Genomic DNA, 18,014 nt, shown 5'->3' with positions numbered 1-18,014 from the left:
CATCCCGTACCAGGCGGTCATGATCCCGCTGCGCGAGGTGGTGCTGTGGCTGGGTGTCGCCCCCGGCATCCCGACGCTGATCTTCGTGCACACCGTGTACGGCATCCCGATCTGCACGCTGATCTTCCGCAACTACTACGCGACCGTGGTGCCGGAGGAGCTGATCGAGGCGGGCATGATGGACGGCGCCGGGCTGCTGCGCACGTTCCGTTCGCTGATCCTGCCGATCTCGATCCCCGGCTTCGTGGTCACCGTGATCTGGCAGTTCACCTCGTCGTGGAACGACTACCTGTTCGCGATCTTCATGTCGAACACGCGCAACGGGCCGATCACCATCGCACTGAACGCCCTGGCGGGGGCGCAGTCACCGGACTACGCGGCGTCCATGGCCGGGGCGCTGATCACGTCGCTGCCGACGCTGCTGGTGTACATCCTGCTCGGCCGGTGGTTCATCGGCGGCCTCATGGCGGGTTCGGTCAAGAGCTGACAGTGAAGAAGGGCCGTTTCCCTCGCAATGCGATGTAGAGGGCCCTTCTTCACTTCCCTCCCTGACGCGCCGACCGCATCACTCACCGCTGCGGGTATCCCCGCCGGCGATGAAGGTCTCCAGCAGTGGCAGCATCCTGGGCGAGGCTGCCGGCCCCACTGGGGCAGGCAGCCTCGCCCGGTTCACGGCAGCGGTCACTGCTCGTACGTCACCTGCAGGATGAAGCTGTCCGACGTGAACTTCTTCCAGCTGTTGCTGTCGGTCTCGGTCTGCGCCCGCAGGCCGAAGGAGTAGTACAGCTTGTTGGCGTTCAGATTGGAGACCAGGTCGTTGATCAGGCCGGTCGACTGGAACTGCAGGGCCACCGGGCCGGCGCAACCGGTGGGGTACGAGACCGCGCTGCGCGTGTCCCGGATCTGGCTCCAGTAGGACTGCGAGTTGGTCCAGGTGACCGGCGTCCCTGCGGTGAGGTGGGTGTTCAGCGACCACAGCTGCACGGGGCTGGGGTTGCAGCTCCAGGTGTGGAAGAGCTGCCCGAGGATCGAGGCGTTCACGATCGTCTTGCCCTGCAATTGGCCGATGTCAGCCTGCATGAGGGCACGCCAGACGTTGCCGCTGCCGGTGGTGCTGTCACGGCCGACGCGGATCGCATCCCGGTTGGTGGTCCAGTTCGACTGGCTGGGGTACAGGCTCGCGACGGTGGTCCAGGTCGTGATGGGGATCTGGACCGTGACCTGGGCGACCGGGCGGGGAGCCGTGGCCGGGCGCGAGGCCCCTGTGGCCGGCGTGAAGGCTACGACCACGGCGAGCGCGGTCAGGGCCAGGGTCAGCGGTGCGAATCGGGCCAAGCGTCCAGTGGTGAGCGAGCGTGACAAAGTGTCTCCCCGTGTGGTGTGGGTGGTGCCGGTCGAACCGGTCGGCGGTCTCCGACGGGGCCGGCCCGGGTCGCGGGGACGTCGGAAAGGTCGCGCGAGGTATTGCCCCGCAACCGTTCTCGAACTCCCCGGCTGTACGCAATGAGAGCATTCGACCTCGGCCGCTGTCCGCCCCGTGACCGAATCGAGACCTGACCACCGAGCTCCACCGCAGTCGGGTAAGGGCGAGTGTGGAAAATGAGCACGCGTGCGGGCACCACGGGGGTAGCCGTGGCGGGCCCGTAGCTGGTCGACGGCGTAGTCGAACAGCGCCTCGTCGAAGTCGAGGCCGCCGATGAACTGGCTGCCGACCGACGACTTGAGCTCGGCGAGCGACCTTTCGTCGTCGATGCGCATGCAGTCCATCAGCGCCACGTCGAACGTGCCGCCGCCGAGGTCGACCACGAGGACCTCCTGCTCGTCAGCGGGGGTGGTGACCAGCGCGGCGAGGTTCGGCTCCCCGACGCTCAACGTGCCAGAGGGTCGTCTCGGTCCGGAACCGCTCCGCCTCCACTGCCGCCGCGCCGACCAGGTAGTCCGACCCGGGCAGGAAGTGCAACATCCCGTACCAGGCGGTCATGATCCCGCTGCGCGAGGTGGTGCTGTGGCTGGGTGTCGCCCCCGGCATCCCGACGCTGATCTTCGTGCACACCGTGTACGGCATCCCGATCTGCACGCTGATCTTCCGGAACTACTACGCGACCGTGGTGCCGGAGGAGCTGATCGAGGCGGGCATGATGGACGGTGCCGGGCTGCTGCGCACGTTCCGTTCGCTTCCTGCCGATTTCGATCCCCGGCTTCGTGGTCACCGTGATCTGGCAGTTCACCTCGTCGTGGAACGACTACCTGTTCGCGATCTTCATGTCGAACACGCGCAACGGGCCGATCGCGATCGCACTGAACGCCCTGGCGGGGGCGGCCTCATGGCCGGTTCGGTCAAGAGCTGACCGCTGGGCCTGGGCCCGGCTGTCACACCGGGCCCGGCCCTCGCCTACTCGCAGGAGTCGACGTCCTCGATCACGATGAGCGAGGCGATGGGCAACTGAACCCCGACCTCGTGCTTGACCAGGTCGCCGTTCCGGTCCACCTCATGCGCGCCTGGACCGGTCGGCTCCACCATGATCGTAATCGACAGGAAGTCGGCGTCCTTCGACGAGATCCGTCCGCACAGCGTGTCGGTACGGTCGGCTCCGGTCCGGTACGTGACCTTCGATGTGTTGTTGCCGAGCGCGACCACTGACGGCGGGGTCAGCGCCAACGCCACGGTTCCGATGAGGATTGCCAGGCCGCCTCCGGCAAACAGGCGCAGGTCGGCCGTTCGGATGCCGGCCAAGGTCAGACCGGTGAAGGCCAGCAGCAGCCCGAGCACCACCAGCCAACGGCGGCCGGTCCCGAGGTCGGCGACGAGCGCGGGTCCGCCGACGATCACGGCGGCCCCGAGAATGGCCGCGACGATCATGAGGGGCTTGCGGTCTTCGCCGGGAGCCGGTGGTGGTGCCGGAGCGGGCGCGGAGGTGACGGTGGGGTCAGTCATGCGCACAGATTAGAGATCTTGGTCAACGGCCGCTGCCCCGGCTCGGCCGACCATCACGTCCGCTTCCGCTGATTCTCGGCCTCTCGACGTATCTGCTTCCGCCGGGCGATGACATCTGCCCGTAAGACATCGGCGACCTCGATCCGGACGATCGAGTTCGCGTCGATGTCGACCACCACCTCGACGTGCCCGGTGGCGGAGGTGACCTCCCGGCGCTCCATCAGCTGGCGTTCGCCGGACAGCAACTCGTACACCTCCAGTGTGTGGGTGCGGCCGGCGCCGTTGGAAAGTCGAACTGCCTCGCTGCGCTTGGTGGGGATCGTGGTCTGCGCCTCGATGACCGTCAGCTGCTGACGGTTGTGGACCGGTTCGGCGTCGACGACCGTGAAGTCCTCGTCGTTGTCGGGATGAGCGACGTACGCGCAACCGAGGGCGACACCGTAGTGCAGGACGTTCAGCAGCAGCACGTCACCGACCTCCCCGGTCAGCACCCCGGCCTGCACCGCCCCGCCGCGGACCACAGCCGTCTCCGGCGATCCGCCGCCCGCCTGGACCAGATCGAACTCGGCCAGGACCTCCTGGACGGTGAAGATGCGCCCGCCCTGGCCCGCGAGGAAGACCGACGGTTTCGGCGAATCCGGGGCCGCGTACCGCAGCGCCTCGCGGATCTTCGTCCGGATGCCGGCCGTCATGTGCTGTGTCAGCAGCCGGAACGTGGGCCGGTCGATGCCGATGCTGACGTCACGGTAGCCCTGCTGCCCGTCGGGCAGGTCGGTCAGCAGCATGGTCGCCGACTCCTGCCGGCCGAGTTCGCGCTTGGCCCGTTCGGCCTCCCGCCGGATCAGGGCCTCGATCTCCGGCGTCAGCTCGCCGTGGTAGCCGTGGCGGCCGCGCAGTTGGTCGACGGCGTAGTCGAACAGCGCCTCGTCGAAGTCGAGGCCGCCGATGAACTGGCTGCCGACCGACGACCTGAGCTCGGCGATACCGTGCAGATAATCCACCAGTGCCACGTCGAACGTGCCGCCGCCGAGGTCGACGACCAGGATCTGGTCCTCCTCCGCCGCGTCGGTGACCATCCCGGCCAGGTTCGGTTCGCCGACGAACCGCACGGCGTCCCACTCGGCGAGCCGGAACGCCTCCCGCAGCGCCGCGAGCTGGGCCCGGCTGAAGTTGGCCGGATAGGAGGCGACGCATCGCGTGACCGGTATGCCGAGCGCCTCCTCGGCGTTGCGGCGCAGCGATCGCAGGATCAGGCTGGCGGCCAGCTCCGGACTGATCGAGCGGCCGTCGACCGTGTACCCCCGGTCGGTGCCCAGGCGCCGCTTGGCGTGCCGGATGGTCGCCTCCGGCCGGAACCGCTCCGCCTCCACCGCCGCCGCGCCGACCACGTAGTCGGAGCCGGGCAGCAGGTGCACCACCGACGGGACCACCAACCGGTTGTCGGGTCCGGGCAGCACGAGCGGCTTGCCGTCGGTGTCCAGCGCGGCGACCAGCGAGTACGACGTGCCGAAGTCGACCGCGACCATGCTGCTCGGCCGGGCCCGAGGGACCGGCGGCACTCGCCGGGTCCGGACCTCCACGCCCAACGGCGTGGCCGCCGCCCAGGCGCCGCCCCGCGACGGAGATACCAGTTCCAGGTGCTGCACGCCCAGCGGCTCCACCCGCGAGAACGGCGTCTGCCGCGGCTTGCCGTGTGCCACGGCCAGTTCCGGCACCCGCCGGGCCAGGTACGTGTCGAGTTCGTGCACCGTCCGGCAGCGGCCGATGTCGCTGAGGGCCTCGCACAGCGCGGCGGAGAAGATCCCCGACTGCAGCGCCTCGGCCTCGTACGAGACCCGCCCGGGCTGGCAGGAGCACAGCGACACCACCCCGGACGGGCACAGCGCGGCGATGTCGACCTGCCCGGCCCCGCCCGCGGACTTGCCACCCTCCACCACGTTGCGGCAGGCGTCGAGCATCAGCACCGTGTGCGGCGCGTCGGCCCGCCCCAGGTGCTGCACGACCCGGTCGAACGGCAGCGCGGTGTCCTCGATCTCGTCGGAGACGCAGTCCAGCGGCAGCAGAAACTGCGTGCCCGACCGGGACTGGATGCCGTGGCCGCTGAAGAAGAAGTAGAGGATGCCGTCGGCGGTCAGGTCCCGGGCCCGTACCAGCTGGCGCAGGATGTTCGACTTGGTCGGGCGCAGCCACGGGTCGGCGGCCTCGTCGTGCATCAGCACGAGCCGCTCGGCGGGCACGTCGCAGCTGTCGCGCAGCACCCGCGCCACCGCCTGGGCGTCGCGGGCGGCGAAGCGCAGCGGCGCGATGTCCGGGTCCTCGTACGATGAGCACCCGACGACGATCGCGGTGTTCACCCGCGTCGCCGGAAGGTCAGCGTGATGCCGCCCCGGATCTCGCTGGACACCGACCCGATCATGCGCACCTCGCCGGAGGCGGAGACGTCCAGCGACACCTCGAAGGACTCCAGCTCGTAGCCGCCCCGGGCCGTCTCGGCCGCCGCGACCAGCTGCCCGAGCTGGTCGCAGACCGCGGACAGGTTCCCGGCCAGCACCCCGGCATCCAGCACGCCGACGTGGGCGGCCGCCTTGCGCGCGGCGGAGAAGAGACCCTTCTCGCCGTCCACGGGAGTGCCGTCGACGGTGATGACCGAGAGCGTGCCGCCGGGGGAGGGGTTCATGCGGCGCAGTGTATTACGCCCGGTCCGGACTGGACCCGCCACCGAGTGCGGCTGGCGCGGCCCGGTCCGCCGCTACGGACCGGGCCGCGCGCCGGTCAGCAGTTGATGATCACAAAAGTCGAGTACGAGGTCTTGCGGCCCCACTGGAACGGCTCTCCGCAGTAGCCGTACGACCACTCGCCGACCACGGTCGTCTTGGCTGCGCTGGAGTAGTAGGTGAAGGTGACGCTCTGGTTCGGGCCGGCGGGCGGGATTGCCGCGGCGGGGGCAGCGGTGGTGACGGTGACCAGGGCGCACGCGGCTGCGGTCAGCAGGGCGGCGCGGCGGGCCATACGGCGCATGGTTGCTCCTCGATAATCGCGGCCGCACACCTACACATAGGTGTGCATCGATCGGTAAGTCTATTTAGGATGCGCTTTGCCGCGCAACCGGCAGCGGCGGCTCATTCGGATCCGGCTGGCGCGTCGGCCGTCGGCGGTCGGTCGGGGAGCTTCCGGCAGCAGAACAGCGCCGCCAGCGCGATCAACGACAGCAGGCCCAGCGCGGCCCGCAGGCCCGCCAGTCGGGCCTGTTCGTTCTCGGCCAGCACCGCCGCCGCGGTCTCCGGCGGCACACCCGCCGCGCCGAGCGCGGCTTCGAGTTGTGCGTCGGACAGGAACGGCACGCCCGCGGACAGCTCCACCTCGGCCTGAGCGGACAGGTCCGGGGGCACCGCCGGGTTGCCCGTGATCCCGGTGAGCAGCGACGCGGTCAGCCCGCCGATGAGCACCGCGCCGGCCAGCGCGGTGCCGATGGAGGCGCCCAGGTTGGTCATCGTGTTCTGCAGACCACCCACCTCGGCACTGCGCTCGTCAGGCTCGGCCGACACGGTGACGGCGCCGAGTTGCGAGGCCAGCGAGCCGATGCCCAGCCCGGCCAGCACCAGCGGCAGGGTCACGATCTCGGCTCCGGCGCCGGACTGCAACGCGGCCGCCAGCGTCACCAGGCCCGCCAGCAGCGTGGCGAAACCGACCCGGGCCACCTTCCGTGGTGAGGCGCGGGGCAGGAACCGCGGTACGCCGATCGCGGTCACCAGCAGCGCCAGCGACAGCGGCAGGATCCTGACCCCGGTCGCCACCGCCGACAGCCCGAGCGCCACGGACAGGAACAGCGGCACGGTGAAGAACAGGCCCGCCTGCAGCAGGTACTGGAAGCCGAACGCGGTCAGCCCGGCCCGCAGCACCCGGTTGTCCAGCATCGCCGGGTCCAGCAGCACCGGGCGGCCGCGGTCGCGGCGGGTCCGTTCGCGGCTCAGGAAGGCCAGCAGCACGGCGCCTCCGGCGAGCACCAGCCAGAGCACCGGCGACAGGCCCAACCAGGCGGGCCCGGTCGGCTTGGGGTTTACGAAGCCCCATACACCGCCGTGCAGCACGCCGTACACGATCAGGCCGAGGCCGAGCGCGCACAGGCCGGTGCCGCCCAGGTCGAGCTTGGTCTGGCGGTCGGGTGGCAGGTCGGCCAACCGGCGGGTGAGGGCCAGGATGGCCAGGACCACCACCACCTCCCCGGCGAACACCCACCGCCAGGACGCGTACGTGGTCAGTGTGCCGCCGACCAGCGGGCCGACCGCGACGGCGATGGCCCCGGCCGCCGCGACCAGGCCGTAGGCGCGCGGGCGCTGGGATCGGGGAAAGTTGGTGGCGACCAGCGCGACGATCGCGGGCAGGATCAGCGCCGCGCCGAGGCCCTCCAGCACCGACCAGCCGATCAGGAGGATCACCAGGGTGGGGGCGAGCGCGGTCAGCAGTGACCCGCATCCGTAGATCACGCAGCCCAGCGCGAACGCGCGCTTGTACCCCATGATCTTGCCGATCCTGCCACCGGTGATCATGAATGCCGCCATCACCAGGGTGTACAGCGTGATGGCGGTCTGGATGCCGGTGACGTCGGTGCCCACGTCCTCGGCCACGGTCGCGATGGACACGTTCATGACCGAGCTGTCGAGCGTCATCAGGAACTGGCCACAGGCCAGCGTGGCGAGCACCATGCCCGCACCGCGCGCGGGTGGCTGCGGGACGACGGCCATGGGCTGCTCCCTTCCGCTGGCGATCCACTGTCAGCGTCCCCGACCGACCGCGTCGGGGTACGCGGTTCGCCGGGATGGCCCCGGTAACGCCCCGGCGGTCGTCCGTCGCGGGACAGGTTGGTAAGGACCACATGGCGATCCGGTAATGTCTGCTCGACTCGACGGCGAGAGGTAGGAGCAGCCCATGGCGGAGCAGAAGTTCCACACCGGCAGTCACGATCTGCCCGTGTCGGCGGCCCTGGAAGAGTTCATGCGTACGGGCTGGCTCGACTCCGAGCACCACGACCTGCCCGCCGCCGAGGTCGCGGCGTGGACCCCGGCGCGGCGCAGGCGGCTGCACCAGGCGTTCCCCGGGCACCGGATCGTGGTCCCGGCGGGCGGCTTCAAGCCGCGCTCCAACGACCAGGACTACCGCTTCCGCCCGCACTCGGCCTACGTCTGGTTGACCGGCGACCAGTCCAGCGACGGCGTGTTCGTGCTCGAACCCGACGGCGACAGCACCCTCTACCTGCGCCCCCGCTCGGCCCGCGACAACGGCGAGTTCTTCCGCGACCGCCGCTACGGCGAGCTGTGGGCCGGGCGCCGCGCCACGCTGGGGGAGAGCGCCCGCCGCCTGGGACTTGCCACCCGCCACCTGGCCGAGCTGGCCGCGGCGCTCAAGCCCGACACCCCGACGTTGGTCCTGCGCGGGCTCGACGCCGAGGTCGACGCCCTGGTCGCCCCCGCCTCGGCCGACGCCGAACTCAGGGCGGTGCTGGCCGAGCTGCGCCTGATCAAGGACGCCTGGGAGATCGGGCAGCTGGAGCAGGCCGTGGCGATCACGACCCGGGGCTTCGAGGACGTGGTGCGGGCCCTGCCGCAGGCCAAGGCCACTTCCGAACGCCTGCTCGAAGGCGTGTTCTGGCAGCGGGCCCGGCTGGAGGGCAACGAGGTCGGCTACCACTCGATCGTGGCCGCCGGGGCCCACGCCGCGACGCTGCACTGGATCGACAACGACGGCCCGGTCCGCGACGGCGAGTTGCTGCTGCTGGACGCCGGGGTGGAGACCCGCGACCTGTACACCGCCGACATCACCCGGGTGCTGCCGATCTCCGGCCGGTTCACCCCGCTGCAGCGCGACCTGTACGAGCTGTGCCGCGCCGCCAACGACGCCGCCCTGGCCGCGTTGGTGCCGGGGGCCGCCTACCGGGACTTCCACCGGGCCGCGATGCGGGTCTTCGCCTACGGCCTGGCCGACCTGGGCATCCTGCCGTGCTCGGCCGAGCAGGCCCTGGACGAGGACAGCGGCCTGTACCGCCGCTGGACGCTGTGCGGCTCCGGCCACATGCTGGGGCTGGACGTGCACGACTGCGCCGCCGCCCGCGCCGACCACTACCTCGACGGGCGTCTGACTCCAGGGCACGTGCTCACCGTCGAACCGGGCATCTACTTCCAGCCCGACGACGCGCTCATCCCGGCGGAGTTGCGCGGGTACGGCTTCCGCATCGAGGAGGACCTGCTCATCACCGACACCGGCTACCGGATGCTGTCCGCCGACCTGCCCCGCACGGCCGACGACGTCGAGTCCTGGATGCACCGGGTGGCGTCGTGACCTGCGGCGCGTACGGCGCCGAGCTGGATCGTCGGGCGGGTCGCGGACCCGGACCGGGGCTCAGCACAGGTCGTCACCCTCGCGGAACAGGATCCGCCAGAAGCCGGTGATCCAGCCCAGCCACCAGGCCAGGTAGGCCGCTGCGCCGCCGACGAGCAGCGTGGCGAACCACCACTGCTCGCGTGCGCCGCCGCCGGACGCCTCGAACACGGCCGTGCGGTCACCGGTGTCGACCGCACGGATCCGATCGCCGGCGCGCACCTGCGCCGGGGGATCCCAGATCCAGACACCGGCACGGTCCACGGCGCCGTCGTCGCTGCGGAACGTGCCGGTCCAGGAACAGGTCCTGTTGCAGGTGCGCTCCTCGGTGACCGCCCAGCCGGGGCGGCCCTGGCCGTGCCACGCCTGCCACGCCGGTCCCGCGTCGATCCCGCCGAGGATCGCGAAGACCAGCGCCATCGGAGGCATGAAGTACCGGAAGAACCAGCGGCGGTACCTCACCTCCCGAGCCGCGTCGAGCCGCTTGTCGGCCGCCATGCGCCGCTCGCCGTAGACCCGCCGCATGACGTGTCGCGCCAGCGGCCAGTAGAGCACCGCGACCGGGATGCCCCAGAACTTGACGTGGCGCCAGTCGTTGCCCGGGAAGACCAGCTCGACGAGCCCGATCATGGCGGCGAGAAGGCTGAGAAAGACCACGATCGCGAGAAGCTTCGCCCGGCCCGGAATGCTTGGCTCGGCCACGGCAGGCGGTGAGGTGGGCGGCACGCCCGGCATCGTAGTGACCGGCCGCCATTCGTGCGGTACACGCGGGCGGGGCCGCCGGTCGATGCCCGGCGGCCCCGCGTGTCAGCGATCCGTGGTCAGAAGTTCCAGACCTGGAAGCCGGAGATCTGGCCCGCGGGCCAGACGGTGTTCGCCGTGATGTTCAGCCGGAAGTAGCGCTGGGTGGTCGCGGTGAAGGTGATGGTCACGGTGTTGTTGCTCGACGGGTTGAACGTGTACGCCGCCGACGCCTTCACCGTGCTGAAGTTGCTGCCGTCGGTGCTGCCAAGGATCGACAGCGTCTGGCTGCGCGCGCCCCACGAGGCGGGCAGTTGCAGCACGACCTTGCCGGCCGACTGCGCCGAACCGAGGTCGACCTGCACCCACTGCGGGAACGCGTTGTTGTTGCTCTCCCAGTAGGTGTTCTGGTCGGCGTCGGTGACGTTGCCCGAGCCGTACACCTGGGTGTGGCTGGACTCGCTGGTGGGCTTGCCCGCGGCCAGGTTGGTGGCGACCGCCCCGGCCCCGGTGCCCGTCAGCGCGACCGTGGTCGGGCTGTTGGTGGCGTTGCTGGTGATGGTCAGCGTGCCGGTGCGGGTGCCCGAGGCGGTCGGCCGGAAGCTGACGTTGACGGTGCAGGACGCGCCGGCGGCCAGCGAGCTGCCGCAGGTGTTGGTCTGCAGGTAGTCACCGCTGACCGATACCGCCGAGATCGCCGCGGCGGCGTTGCCGGTGTTGGTCACCGTGACCGCCTGCGCGGCGCTGGTGGTGTTCAGGGCCTGGCTGGCGAAGGTGAGCGAGGATGGGTTGGTGCTCAGCGTCGCCGAGGTGGGCGGGTTGCCGCCGCTGGGGTAGACCTCCAGCTCGGACAGCTGCCCGGCGGGCCAGCCGGAGTTGGCCGTGATGTTGATCCGGACGTACTGCGCGCTGGTCGCCGTGAAGGTGATCGTGGCGGCGTTGCCCGTGGCCGGGTTGAACGTATACGTGCCCGACGCGACCGTGCTGAACGAGCTGCCGTTGGTGCTGGTCTGCACCGACAGCGTCTGCGTCCGGGTGGCCCACGCCGCCGCCGGCGGCAGCTTGAGGGTCACCTTGTTGATGCTGGTCGCGGCGCCGAGGTCGGTCTGCACCCACTGCGGGAACGCGTTGTTGACGCTCTCCCAGTAGGTGTCGGCGTTGCCGTCGGTGACCAGGTTCGGGGTCTGCACCCCGTTGACCTGGCTGCTGGCGGTGGCCGGGCGGCCCAGGGCGATGTTGGTGTCGGCGCCGACGCCGCTGCCGGAGAGGCTGACCGTGGTTGGGCTGTTGTTGGCGTTGCTGGTGACGGTGAGCGTGCCGGTGCGGGCGCCCGACGTGGTCGGGGCGAACCGGACCGTGACCGTGCAGCTCGCGCCGACGGCGACGCTGCCACAGGTGTTGGTCTGGCTGAAGTCGCCGCTGGTGCTGACCGCCGACACGGTCGCGGTGGTGGTGCCGCTGTTGGTGACAGTCACCGTCTGGGTCGCCGACTGGCTGCCGACGGTGGTGGCGGGGAAGGTCAGCGCGGACGGGTTGGCGGTCAGGATCGGCCCCGGCGCCACACCGGTGCCCGACAGCGGCACGGTGCTGGTGACGCCCGCGGCGACCACGGTCAGGTTGCCGGTGCGGTTACCCGCGGCGGTCGGGGTGAACGTGACGTTGACGGTGCAGGAGGCGCCCGCGGCGATGCTGCTGCCGCAGGTGTTGGTCTGCGCGAAGTCACCGGAGGTGGCGATCGAGGTCACCGGCGCGGCGGCCGTGCCGGTGTTGGTGACCGTGACGGCCTGCGCGGCGGTGGTGGTGCCGGTGGCGACCGAGCCGAAGCCGAGTGCGCTGGGGCTCACCGAGATCGCCGACCCGTTGTCGGGCAGGTAGGGCGGGAACGCCGGGTTGGTGATGTTGCTGCAGCCGGTGGAGCCGAAGATGCCGGAGTTGCCGCCGCCGTCGGTGAGGGTGAACCCGACGCCGCAGTTGTAGACCGCGGCCGGGGCCCCGGTGCCGGTGGCGGTGCTGTTGGTGATCGTCGCCGAGCCGCCGACCTGCTCCTGGACCACCCAGGTGCCGGTGTTCTGGATCGTGGCGTTGTTGATCTTCACGTTGGTGATGTTCGAACCCGAGACGAACTGGATCGCCTCGAACGGGCTCTGCTGGATCAGGATGTTGTCGACGTTGGTCAGGCCGGTCATGGCGCCGTCACGGGCGTCGAACCACAGCGCGCCCACGCCGAAGTTCCAGTTCGGGTCCAGCGCGCCCGAGCGGATGATGGTGTTGCGCAGCACGTCGGTGCGGCCCAGCGTGGTGGAGGCGAACCGCTGCGCGACGTGGATGCCGCCACCCTGGGTCAGGCCGGAGTCGATGACCCGGTTGTCGGTCACGAAGTTGTCGTGGCCGCCGTAGATCGCGATGCCGTTGGCCAGGATCGGGTACTGCACGGTGTTGTGGTCGAAGCTGTTGCCCGAGTCGGCGTTGCTCTCCGCCCACATGGCCAGCGCGTCGTCACCGGCGTTGCGCACGTCGCTGTTGGTGACCTTGGAGTTGGTGACGCCGTTGTGGAAGTTGATGCCGTCGGCGGTGTAGTTGCGCAGCCGCATCCCGCTGAACACCAGGTTGTTGAACGGGCCGTCCATCCACGCGCCGACCTTGGTGTGCTCGATCCACACCCGGTCCACGGTGGAGTTGCTCATCGCGCCGCCGATGCCGTTGACCTGGTCGCCGTCGTTGCGCTCCTGCACGTTGCCGAAGATCGCGAAGTCGGCCAGGTGCACGTTGCTGCTCGGCGTCGGCGGGTAGTTGCCGTAGAAGCCGATGCGGTCACCGGTGGTGCGCGAGTGCCACATGCCCGCGCCCTTGATGGTCACGTTGTTGACCGCGATGTGCCCCAGGATCTTGAACGTGCCCTGCGGGATCCACACCGTGCCGCCCGCGCCCGCCGAGGCGATCGCGGAGTTCATCGCCGAGGTGGAGTCGGCGACACCGGTCGGGTCGGCGCCCTTGCTGGTGATCGAGACCGATCCGGCGGGCTGCGACAGCGGCCCGGCCACGTTCTCGAAGTCGGCGAAGTCGATCGTGTACGACGAGGCCGTCGAGTCCGAGTCCACCTGCAGCTTGAACTTCGTACCCACCGGGTAGGTCGTGCCGAACAGCCGGTTGACGTCGTCGTAGAAGTGGTGCGGGTTGCTACCCGGGGAGTTGGTGAAGGGGTAGCCGCCGTAGTACCAGCTGTAGGCGTTGGTCAGGGTGAAGTTCGTCTGCCGGGTGCCGTTGATGTACAGCGACAGCGGTGCCGTGTACACCGAGCCGCTGCCGGAGTCCGGGATGCTGTAGCGGAACACGATCGAGTTCGTGGTCACCGGGGTGGTGAACTCGACGTACTTGCCCGAGCCCGACAGCGTCACCGCCTTGCGGTAGGACGCCTCCGCGGCGAGCGTGTTGTACGCCGCGGTCGGCCCGATCACCGTGCCGTTGGTGGCGGCGTTCTCGGCCTGCACCTGCACGTAGGGCAGGGTCGCGCCGACGCCGCCGGTCGCGGCCGCCAGCGCGGGCTGCGCCGACAGGGCCACGATCCCGGCTGCGACGAGCAGCCCGGTGGACAGGAGGGCACCGGCGCGGATCGCCCGGCCGGTGCCTGAGGAGAGTCTGGACATCACAGCTCGCTCTCGGGGACGGGTGCCGAGAGGCCCGTCACCGTTTGCGGCACCGGCGCCCGTGCCCGGGCGCGCGGCATCCGCCGACGGGGGCGGTCGGCTCGGCGCGATTACAGCCGCCCCGACCGTGCCGACCTGGGGGGACAGGGGAACGGCTCGGCCGATGACGGTTTGCTTGCCGCACCGGAGCGGTTGGACGGTGCTGGATGGACCGTAACCCTCTGGACACACGCGCGCAATATCCGGACCGAATTTATGCATGGGCTTGCGCATGGTTACGTAACATCGGGACTTGCGTTGCGCTGCATAAGATGCGGCGGTGACCGCCTCCGCGTTGCTGGTGCCCGCCGATCCGCTGGCCGAACGCCGCCCCGACCCGCACTTCGCCGCCGAGGCGGCGGCCATCCGCGAGCTCGGCCGCACCGTGGCGCTGCTCGACCATGACGCGCTGCTCGCCGGGGACGCGACGGCCGCGGTGCGCCGGGTTCCGCTCGAACTCGGCGAATGCTGGTATCGCGGCTGGATGATCCCCGCCGACCACTACGCCGAACTGGCGACGGCTCTCGCCCGGCGCGGTGCCGCACTGCGCGTGCCGCCGGGGGACTACCGGGCCGCCCACGAACTGCCCGGCTGGTACGCGCACTTCGCCGCGGTCACTCCGGACAGCGTCTGGCTACCCTGGCCGCCCGGCGTCCCGCCGTCGGTCGACGAGGTCGCGGCGCTGGTCGCCCCACTGGGGATGGGTCCAGCGGTGGTCAAGGACTACGTCAAGTCGCGCAAGCACGAGTGGGACGAGGCCTGCTTCATTCCCGAGTTGGCCGACACCGCGCACGCATACCGGGTGGTCGCCCGCATGGTCGAGCTGCAGGACGACTTCCTCGCCGGCGGGATCGTGGTGCGGCGGTTCGAGGCTTTTCAGCGCTCCGGCGGCCGAGCCGTCGAGGCGCGCGTCTGGTGGGTGAGCGGGCAGCCAGTGCTGGTCGGCGCGCATCCGGACACCCCGGATCTGACCGCCGAGCCGAACCTGGACGCGATCGCGCCGCTGGTGCGCGAGTTCGGACCCCGGTTCGTCACCACCGATGTGGCGCAGCGCGACGACGGCGTGTGGCGGGTCGTCGAGGTCGGCGACGGCCAGGTCAGTGACCTTCCCCGCGGTGCCGATCCGGCGGCGGTCCTGGCGAACCTGACCTGAGACGGTGCGGGCGGCGCAGGCGCCCGAAGCGGTGGTGCCTGCGCCGCTGCTCCGGCCGCCCGTCAGCGGCGCCGCCACAGGGCGGGGGTGTTCGGCGGCTCCCAGCCCGGCAGCGAGGTGTGCGCGATCTGGCAGACGTACGCGGCGCCGCCGTAGGTGACCTGCGCGCCCACGGCGTACGCCACGCCGGGTCGCCACGTGCTGCCGCCGGGCGGGGTCGGGCTCGGTGGCGTCGTCGGAGTCGGGGAGGGCGACGACGGCACACCAGGCACGTTCAGGACGAAGTCGAACGTGGCCTGTCCGGCCGAACCGACCGTCATCAGCAGCGCCGGGTCGTACAGGGTGTCGGTGCTGTTGCGGGGTTCGTTCGGGAAATACAGCTGCGTGGTGAGGATCGGGCGGCCCGGCGCCTGCGCCTTCACATGGATGTGGCGGGTGCGGCCCGGATAGAGCCCCGGCACGATGGTGGTCAGGGTGAACCGCCCCTGCGCGTCGGTGAGCTGGTGGCCACGGAAGCGGTTGCCGACGTTGTCGTAGGCGCCCGCGTTGTCGGCCTGCCAGAAGTCCAGCAGGACCCCGGCGATCGGCTGGCAGGCCAGCCCGACCACGTACCCGGTCAGGGTCAGCCGGGTGCCGGTGCCGTCGAGCATCGAGGTCCGCAGCGGCGAGCCGGGCTTGAAGTAGGGGCCCTCCAGCTGCGGCGGGGTCAGGTCGTCGTCACACGACTGCGGGGTCGCCGTCAGCGGTTGTCCGGACGGCGTCCGGGCCAGCGCCGGTACGCCCGCCAGCAGCAGCGGCGCCGCGGGCACCACCACGGCGGCGCGCAGCAGGGTCTTGCGGGTGACGCCCACGGGGCGCGGTTCGTCGTCGGTCATCAGCACTCTCCTTCACAACGATGCCGTCGTAGCCACGCTAGGTGCCGACATCGTCGTGATTCGATGGACGAGATCCGGTGATCGTGGTGCTTTCCGCGTCGCCACAGCTGGCGCGGCGGAAAGCACCCGGGGTCGAACCCGTCTGCCTGCGGAAGAAGCGGCAGAAGTACGCCGGGTCGACGAACCCGACCTCGTGGGCGACCTGCGCCACCGTCAGCCGGGTGCCTGCCAGCAGCCGCATCGCCTCGACCGCGCACGCCTGCCGGATCAGGTCACCCGGCGTGCGCCCGGTGGCCGCGCGCACCGCGTCGCCGAGGTGCCCGGCGGAGACACCCAGCGCGGCCGCATACTCGCCGACCGTACGCAGGCCGCCGCCGGGTCGTGCGGCCAGGTCGCAGAACCGTCTGGCCAGCTGCGCCCGCTGCCCGCCGACCCCGCCGGGCGCGGGCGCCCCGGCCTGCCGGGCCGCCGTCGCCAGCAGGATGTGCAGGTACGCCCGAAGCACGCCCAGGGTGTCCGCGGCGGGGCAGGCGTACTCCCGGCGCATCCGCGCGACGATCGTGCCGGCGTGCTCGCCCGCGTCCGGGCCCAGGCTGACGCACGGCCGGTGTCCGAACCGGTGCAGCAGCTCGCGTACGCGCGGGCTGCCGGCCAGGAACTCCTCGCCGAGCAGGATCAGCCAGCCCTCCAGCGCGGACGCGTCGCGCCAGTGGTGGGTGCGTCCTGGCAGGACGACCGCCAGGTGCGGCGGCCGCAGCGGATACCCGGCGAGGTCGACCACGTGGGTCCCGGTGCCCGCCCGGACCAGGACCACCTCATAGAAGGTGTGCCGGTGCGGGAACGGCGCGTGCGACAGCGGCCCGAGCGCCTCGAACGTGTCGACCGCGAACGGCACCGTGAGTGTCTGGGTCGCGGTGAGGCGGTGCAGGGGTAGGGACATATGTCGAGCCTGCGCGGCGGCGGCCGGACGCGGGCAGTGCCGACCCGGTCCTATCGCGCACCCGGTCGCCGGTCCGGCGGCCGGGTCGGCCACTCGCCTGCCCTGGCCCGCCGCAGCGGGCAAACGTGGCCCGGAACCGGTTCCGCGGGCACCGGGCGGTCAGGACGGCACCGCGGGCCGGGTGTCACATCCGCGGCAGCACCGGCTTGCCCGCCGCACGGCGGCTGCGCTGCCCCGGAATGCGCCCCACCTGCGGCGTCGTGGCCCGGACCACCAACGAAGTCGGCAGCAGCGTCGGCCCGGCCGGGGTCACGTCGCCGCCGATCAGGTCCAGCAGCAGCCGCGCGGCCGTACCGCCGAGTTCCGGCCAGGGCACCCGCACCGTCGTCAGCGCCGGATGCGTGTACGCCGCCAGCGGCAGATCGTCGAAGCCGATCACCGCCACCTCGCCGGGCACCGACCGGCCCGCCTCGCGCAGGGCCCGCAGCGCCCCGGCCGCCATCGCGTCACCGTGCACGAACAGGCCGTCGAAGAACTGCCGGGCCCGCAGCAGCCGCTGCGCCGCGTCGTAGCCGCCCTGTTCGGTGCCGTCGGCCTCGGTGACGCAGGCGGCCCGCAGCACCGCCCCGGTGGCGGCCAGCCGGTCGGTGAACCCGCCGGCGCACTCCATCACCGCCACATGATCGGAAGGTCCTGTGATCATGGCCAGCCGCAGCCGCCCGGCGAGCAGCAGATGCTCGGCCGCCCGACGTCCGCCGTCGGCATGGTCGGTGGCGACGGCGGGCAGCGTCGACTCGCTACGACCGTCCACGACCACCACCGGCACCCCGCGCTCGCTGAGTACACGCAGCTCGGAGGCGGTGTCGGCGGGGAACACCGCGAGCACCCCGTCGAAGGACTGTGCCGCGGCACGGGCGGCGAACCGGTCCCAGCCGGTGCCGTCGCCCGCCGGATGCAGTGACAGTGTGTAACCGTCCGCCTGCATCACCTCGGCGGCGCCGTGCAGCAGCTCCGACAGCCACGGTGTGCGCAGGTCCGGCGTCAGCACACCGAGGGCCCGGGTCCGGCCGCGGGCCAGGTCGACGGCGTGCGAGCTCGGCACGTACCCGGTCTCGGCCATGATCTGCTGGATGCGCTGCTGAGTGGCCGGGTCGACATCGGGCCGGGCATTGAGCACCCGCGACACCGTCGCCTTGCTCACCCCGGCCAGCCGCGCGATGTCGGCGATGGTCGTGCGCATGGGCACCTCCGCTGCGGTACCGGTACCGGAAGCGGTAACGGTCACCTACGGTAAGACCCCTCCGGCTGAGGATGT

General features: G+C 71.1%; 14 protein-coding genes and 1 pseudogene. 4 read left to right on the top strand and 11 right to left on the bottom strand.

The window, feature by feature from the left end; all coding sequences use genetic code 11:
- Positions 1 to 487, top strand: a 487-nt coding sequence (locus KUA19_RS12290) for a carbohydrate ABC transporter permease (protein WP_217396316.1), incomplete at its 5' end; no start/stop codon positions are given.
- A gap of 194 nt (positions 488 to 681) precedes the next feature.
- On the opposite strand, the gene KUA19_RS45280 is transcribed toward KUA19_RS12290, so the two are convergent.
- Positions 682 to 1,872 carry an Hsp70 family protein gene (locus tag KUA19_RS45280; protein ID WP_504739740.1) on the bottom strand — a complete coding sequence of 397 codons (1,191 nt, stop codon included), beginning with the start codon at positions 1,870 to 1,872 and terminating at the stop codon, positions 682 to 684.
- Positions 1,873 to 1,961: 89 nt separating this feature from the next.
- On the opposite strand from KUA19_RS45280, the pseudogene KUA19_RS12280 reads away from it, so the two are divergent.
- Positions 1,962 to 2,325: pseudogene (locus KUA19_RS12280) on the top strand (ABC transporter permease subunit); the annotation flags it as partial.
- A gap of 67 nt (positions 2,326 to 2,392) precedes the next feature.
- On the opposite strand, the gene KUA19_RS12275 reads toward KUA19_RS12280, so the two are convergent.
- From KUA19_RS12275 to KUA19_RS12255, 5 genes are all read right to left on the bottom strand, one after another.
- Positions 2,393 to 2,860, bottom strand: a complete 468-nt coding sequence (locus KUA19_RS12275; protein WP_217396314.1) for a hypothetical protein — start codon at positions 2,858 to 2,860, stop codon at positions 2,393 to 2,395.
- Positions 2,861 to 2,988: 128 nt separating this feature from the next.
- On the bottom strand, positions 2,989 to 5,289 hold the full coding sequence (locus KUA19_RS44510) for an Hsp70 family protein (protein WP_217396313.1): 2,301 nt from the start codon (positions 5,287 to 5,289) through the stop codon (positions 2,989 to 2,991).
- Entirely contained in the window at positions 5,286 to 5,612 is a 327-nt protein-coding gene (locus tag KUA19_RS12265; protein WP_217396312.1) for a Pepco domain-containing protein, read from the bottom strand. Before KUA19_RS12265 ends, KUA19_RS44510 begins: the two co-directional genes overlap by 4 nt.
- 95 nt (positions 5,613 to 5,707) lie before the next feature.
- The gene (locus tag KUA19_RS12260) at positions 5,708 to 5,953 is read right to left on the bottom strand and encodes a DUF6289 family protein (RefSeq protein ID WP_217396311.1); all 246 of its coding nucleotides are present in this window, start codon (positions 5,951 to 5,953) and stop codon (positions 5,708 to 5,710) included.
- Between the two features lie 101 nt (positions 5,954 to 6,054).
- Positions 6,055 to 7,677, bottom strand: coding sequence for an MFS transporter (locus KUA19_RS12255; protein WP_217396310.1), 1,623 nt, complete (start codon positions 7,675 to 7,677; stop codon positions 6,055 to 6,057).
- Positions 7,678 to 7,861: 184 nt separating this feature from the next.
- Here KUA19_RS12255 and KUA19_RS12250 point away from each other — a divergent pair, with 184 nt between their 5' ends.
- Positions 7,862 to 9,268 carry an aminopeptidase P family protein gene (locus KUA19_RS12250; protein WP_217396309.1) on the top strand — a complete coding sequence of 469 codons (1,407 nt, stop codon included), beginning with the start codon at positions 7,862 to 7,864 and terminating at the stop codon, positions 9,266 to 9,268.
- Between the two features lie 60 nt (positions 9,269 to 9,328).
- Here the strand turns inward: KUA19_RS12250 and KUA19_RS12245 are convergent, their stop codons facing one another.
- On the bottom strand, positions 9,329 to 10,033 hold the full coding sequence (locus tag KUA19_RS12245) for a hypothetical protein (RefSeq protein ID WP_217396308.1): 705 nt from the start codon (positions 10,031 to 10,033) through the stop codon (positions 9,329 to 9,331).
- Between the two features lie 95 nt (positions 10,034 to 10,128).
- The gene (locus KUA19_RS12240; protein ID WP_217396307.1) at positions 10,129 to 13,692 is read right to left on the bottom strand and encodes a choice-of-anchor D domain-containing protein; all 3,564 of its coding nucleotides are present in this window, start codon (positions 13,690 to 13,692) and stop codon (positions 10,129 to 10,131) included.
- Between the two features lie 319 nt (positions 13,693 to 14,011).
- On the opposite strand from KUA19_RS12240, the gene KUA19_RS12235 reads away from it, so the two are divergent.
- A complete protein-coding gene (locus tag KUA19_RS12235) occupies positions 14,012 to 14,884 on the top strand; it encodes an ATP-grasp domain-containing protein (protein WP_308167432.1) in 873 nt (290 codons plus the stop codon).
- Between the two features lie 62 nt (positions 14,885 to 14,946).
- Here KUA19_RS12235 and KUA19_RS12230 read toward each other — a convergent pair whose 3' ends face one another.
- The 3 genes from KUA19_RS12230 to KUA19_RS12220 form a co-directional block, all read right to left on the bottom strand.
- Complete coding sequence (locus KUA19_RS12230) at positions 14,947 to 15,759, bottom strand: dioxygenase family protein (RefSeq protein WP_217396306.1); 813 nt, start codon at positions 15,757 to 15,759, stop codon at positions 14,947 to 14,949.
- Between the two features lie 37 nt (positions 15,760 to 15,796).
- Positions 15,797 to 16,699, bottom strand: a complete 903-nt coding sequence (locus KUA19_RS12225) for a helix-turn-helix domain-containing protein (protein WP_217396305.1) — start codon at positions 16,697 to 16,699, stop codon at positions 15,797 to 15,799.
- A 184-nt stretch (positions 16,700 to 16,883) separates the two neighbouring features.
- Positions 16,884 to 17,939, bottom strand: coding sequence for a LacI family DNA-binding transcriptional regulator (locus tag KUA19_RS12220; RefSeq protein ID WP_217396304.1), 1,056 nt, complete (start codon positions 17,937 to 17,939; stop codon positions 16,884 to 16,886).
- Positions 17,940 to 18,014: the final 75 nt, after the last annotated feature.

This window comes from Catellatospora tritici (genome assembly GCF_019083965.1).
Taxonomy (GTDB): Bacteria; Actinomycetota; Actinomycetes; order Mycobacteriales; family Micromonosporaceae; genus Catellatospora; species Catellatospora tritici.
Note: the sequence above shows the minus strand (reverse complement) of the source record. Positions and strands in the feature narration are given on the sequence as shown.

Bases quoted from the DNA above. Each gene is read 5' to 3' on its own strand.
- KUA19_RS12240 (WP_217396307.1), bottom strand. From the start codon at position 13,692: ATGTCCAGACTCTCCTCAGGCACCGGCCGGGCGATCCGCGCCGGTGCC.
- KUA19_RS12275 (WP_217396314.1), bottom strand. From the start codon at position 2,860: ATGATCGTCGCGGCCATTCTCGGGGCCGCCGTGATCGTCGGCGGACCC.
- KUA19_RS12250 (WP_217396309.1), top strand. From the start codon at position 7,862: ATGGCGGAGCAGAAGTTCCACACCGGCAGTCACGATCTGCCCGTGTCG.
- KUA19_RS12225 (WP_217396305.1), bottom strand. From the start codon at position 16,699: ATGTCCCTACCCCTGCACCGCCTCACCGCGACCCAGACACTCACGGTG.
- KUA19_RS12265 (WP_217396312.1), bottom strand. From the start codon at position 5,612: ATGAACCCCTCCCCCGGCGGCACGCTCTCGGTCATCACCGTCGACGGC.
- KUA19_RS12220 (WP_217396304.1), bottom strand. From the start codon at position 17,939: ATGCGCACGACCATCGCCGACATCGCGCGGCTGGCCGGGGTGAGCAAG.
- KUA19_RS12255 (WP_217396310.1), bottom strand. From the start codon at position 7,677: ATGGCCGTCGTCCCGCAGCCACCCGCGCGCGGTGCGGGCATGGTGCTC.
- KUA19_RS12230 (WP_217396306.1), bottom strand. From the start codon at position 15,759: ATGACCGACGACGAACCGCGCCCCGTGGGCGTCACCCGCAAGACCCTG.
- KUA19_RS12260 (WP_217396311.1), bottom strand. From the start codon at position 5,953: ATGCGCCGTATGGCCCGCCGCGCCGCCCTGCTGACCGCAGCCGCGTGC.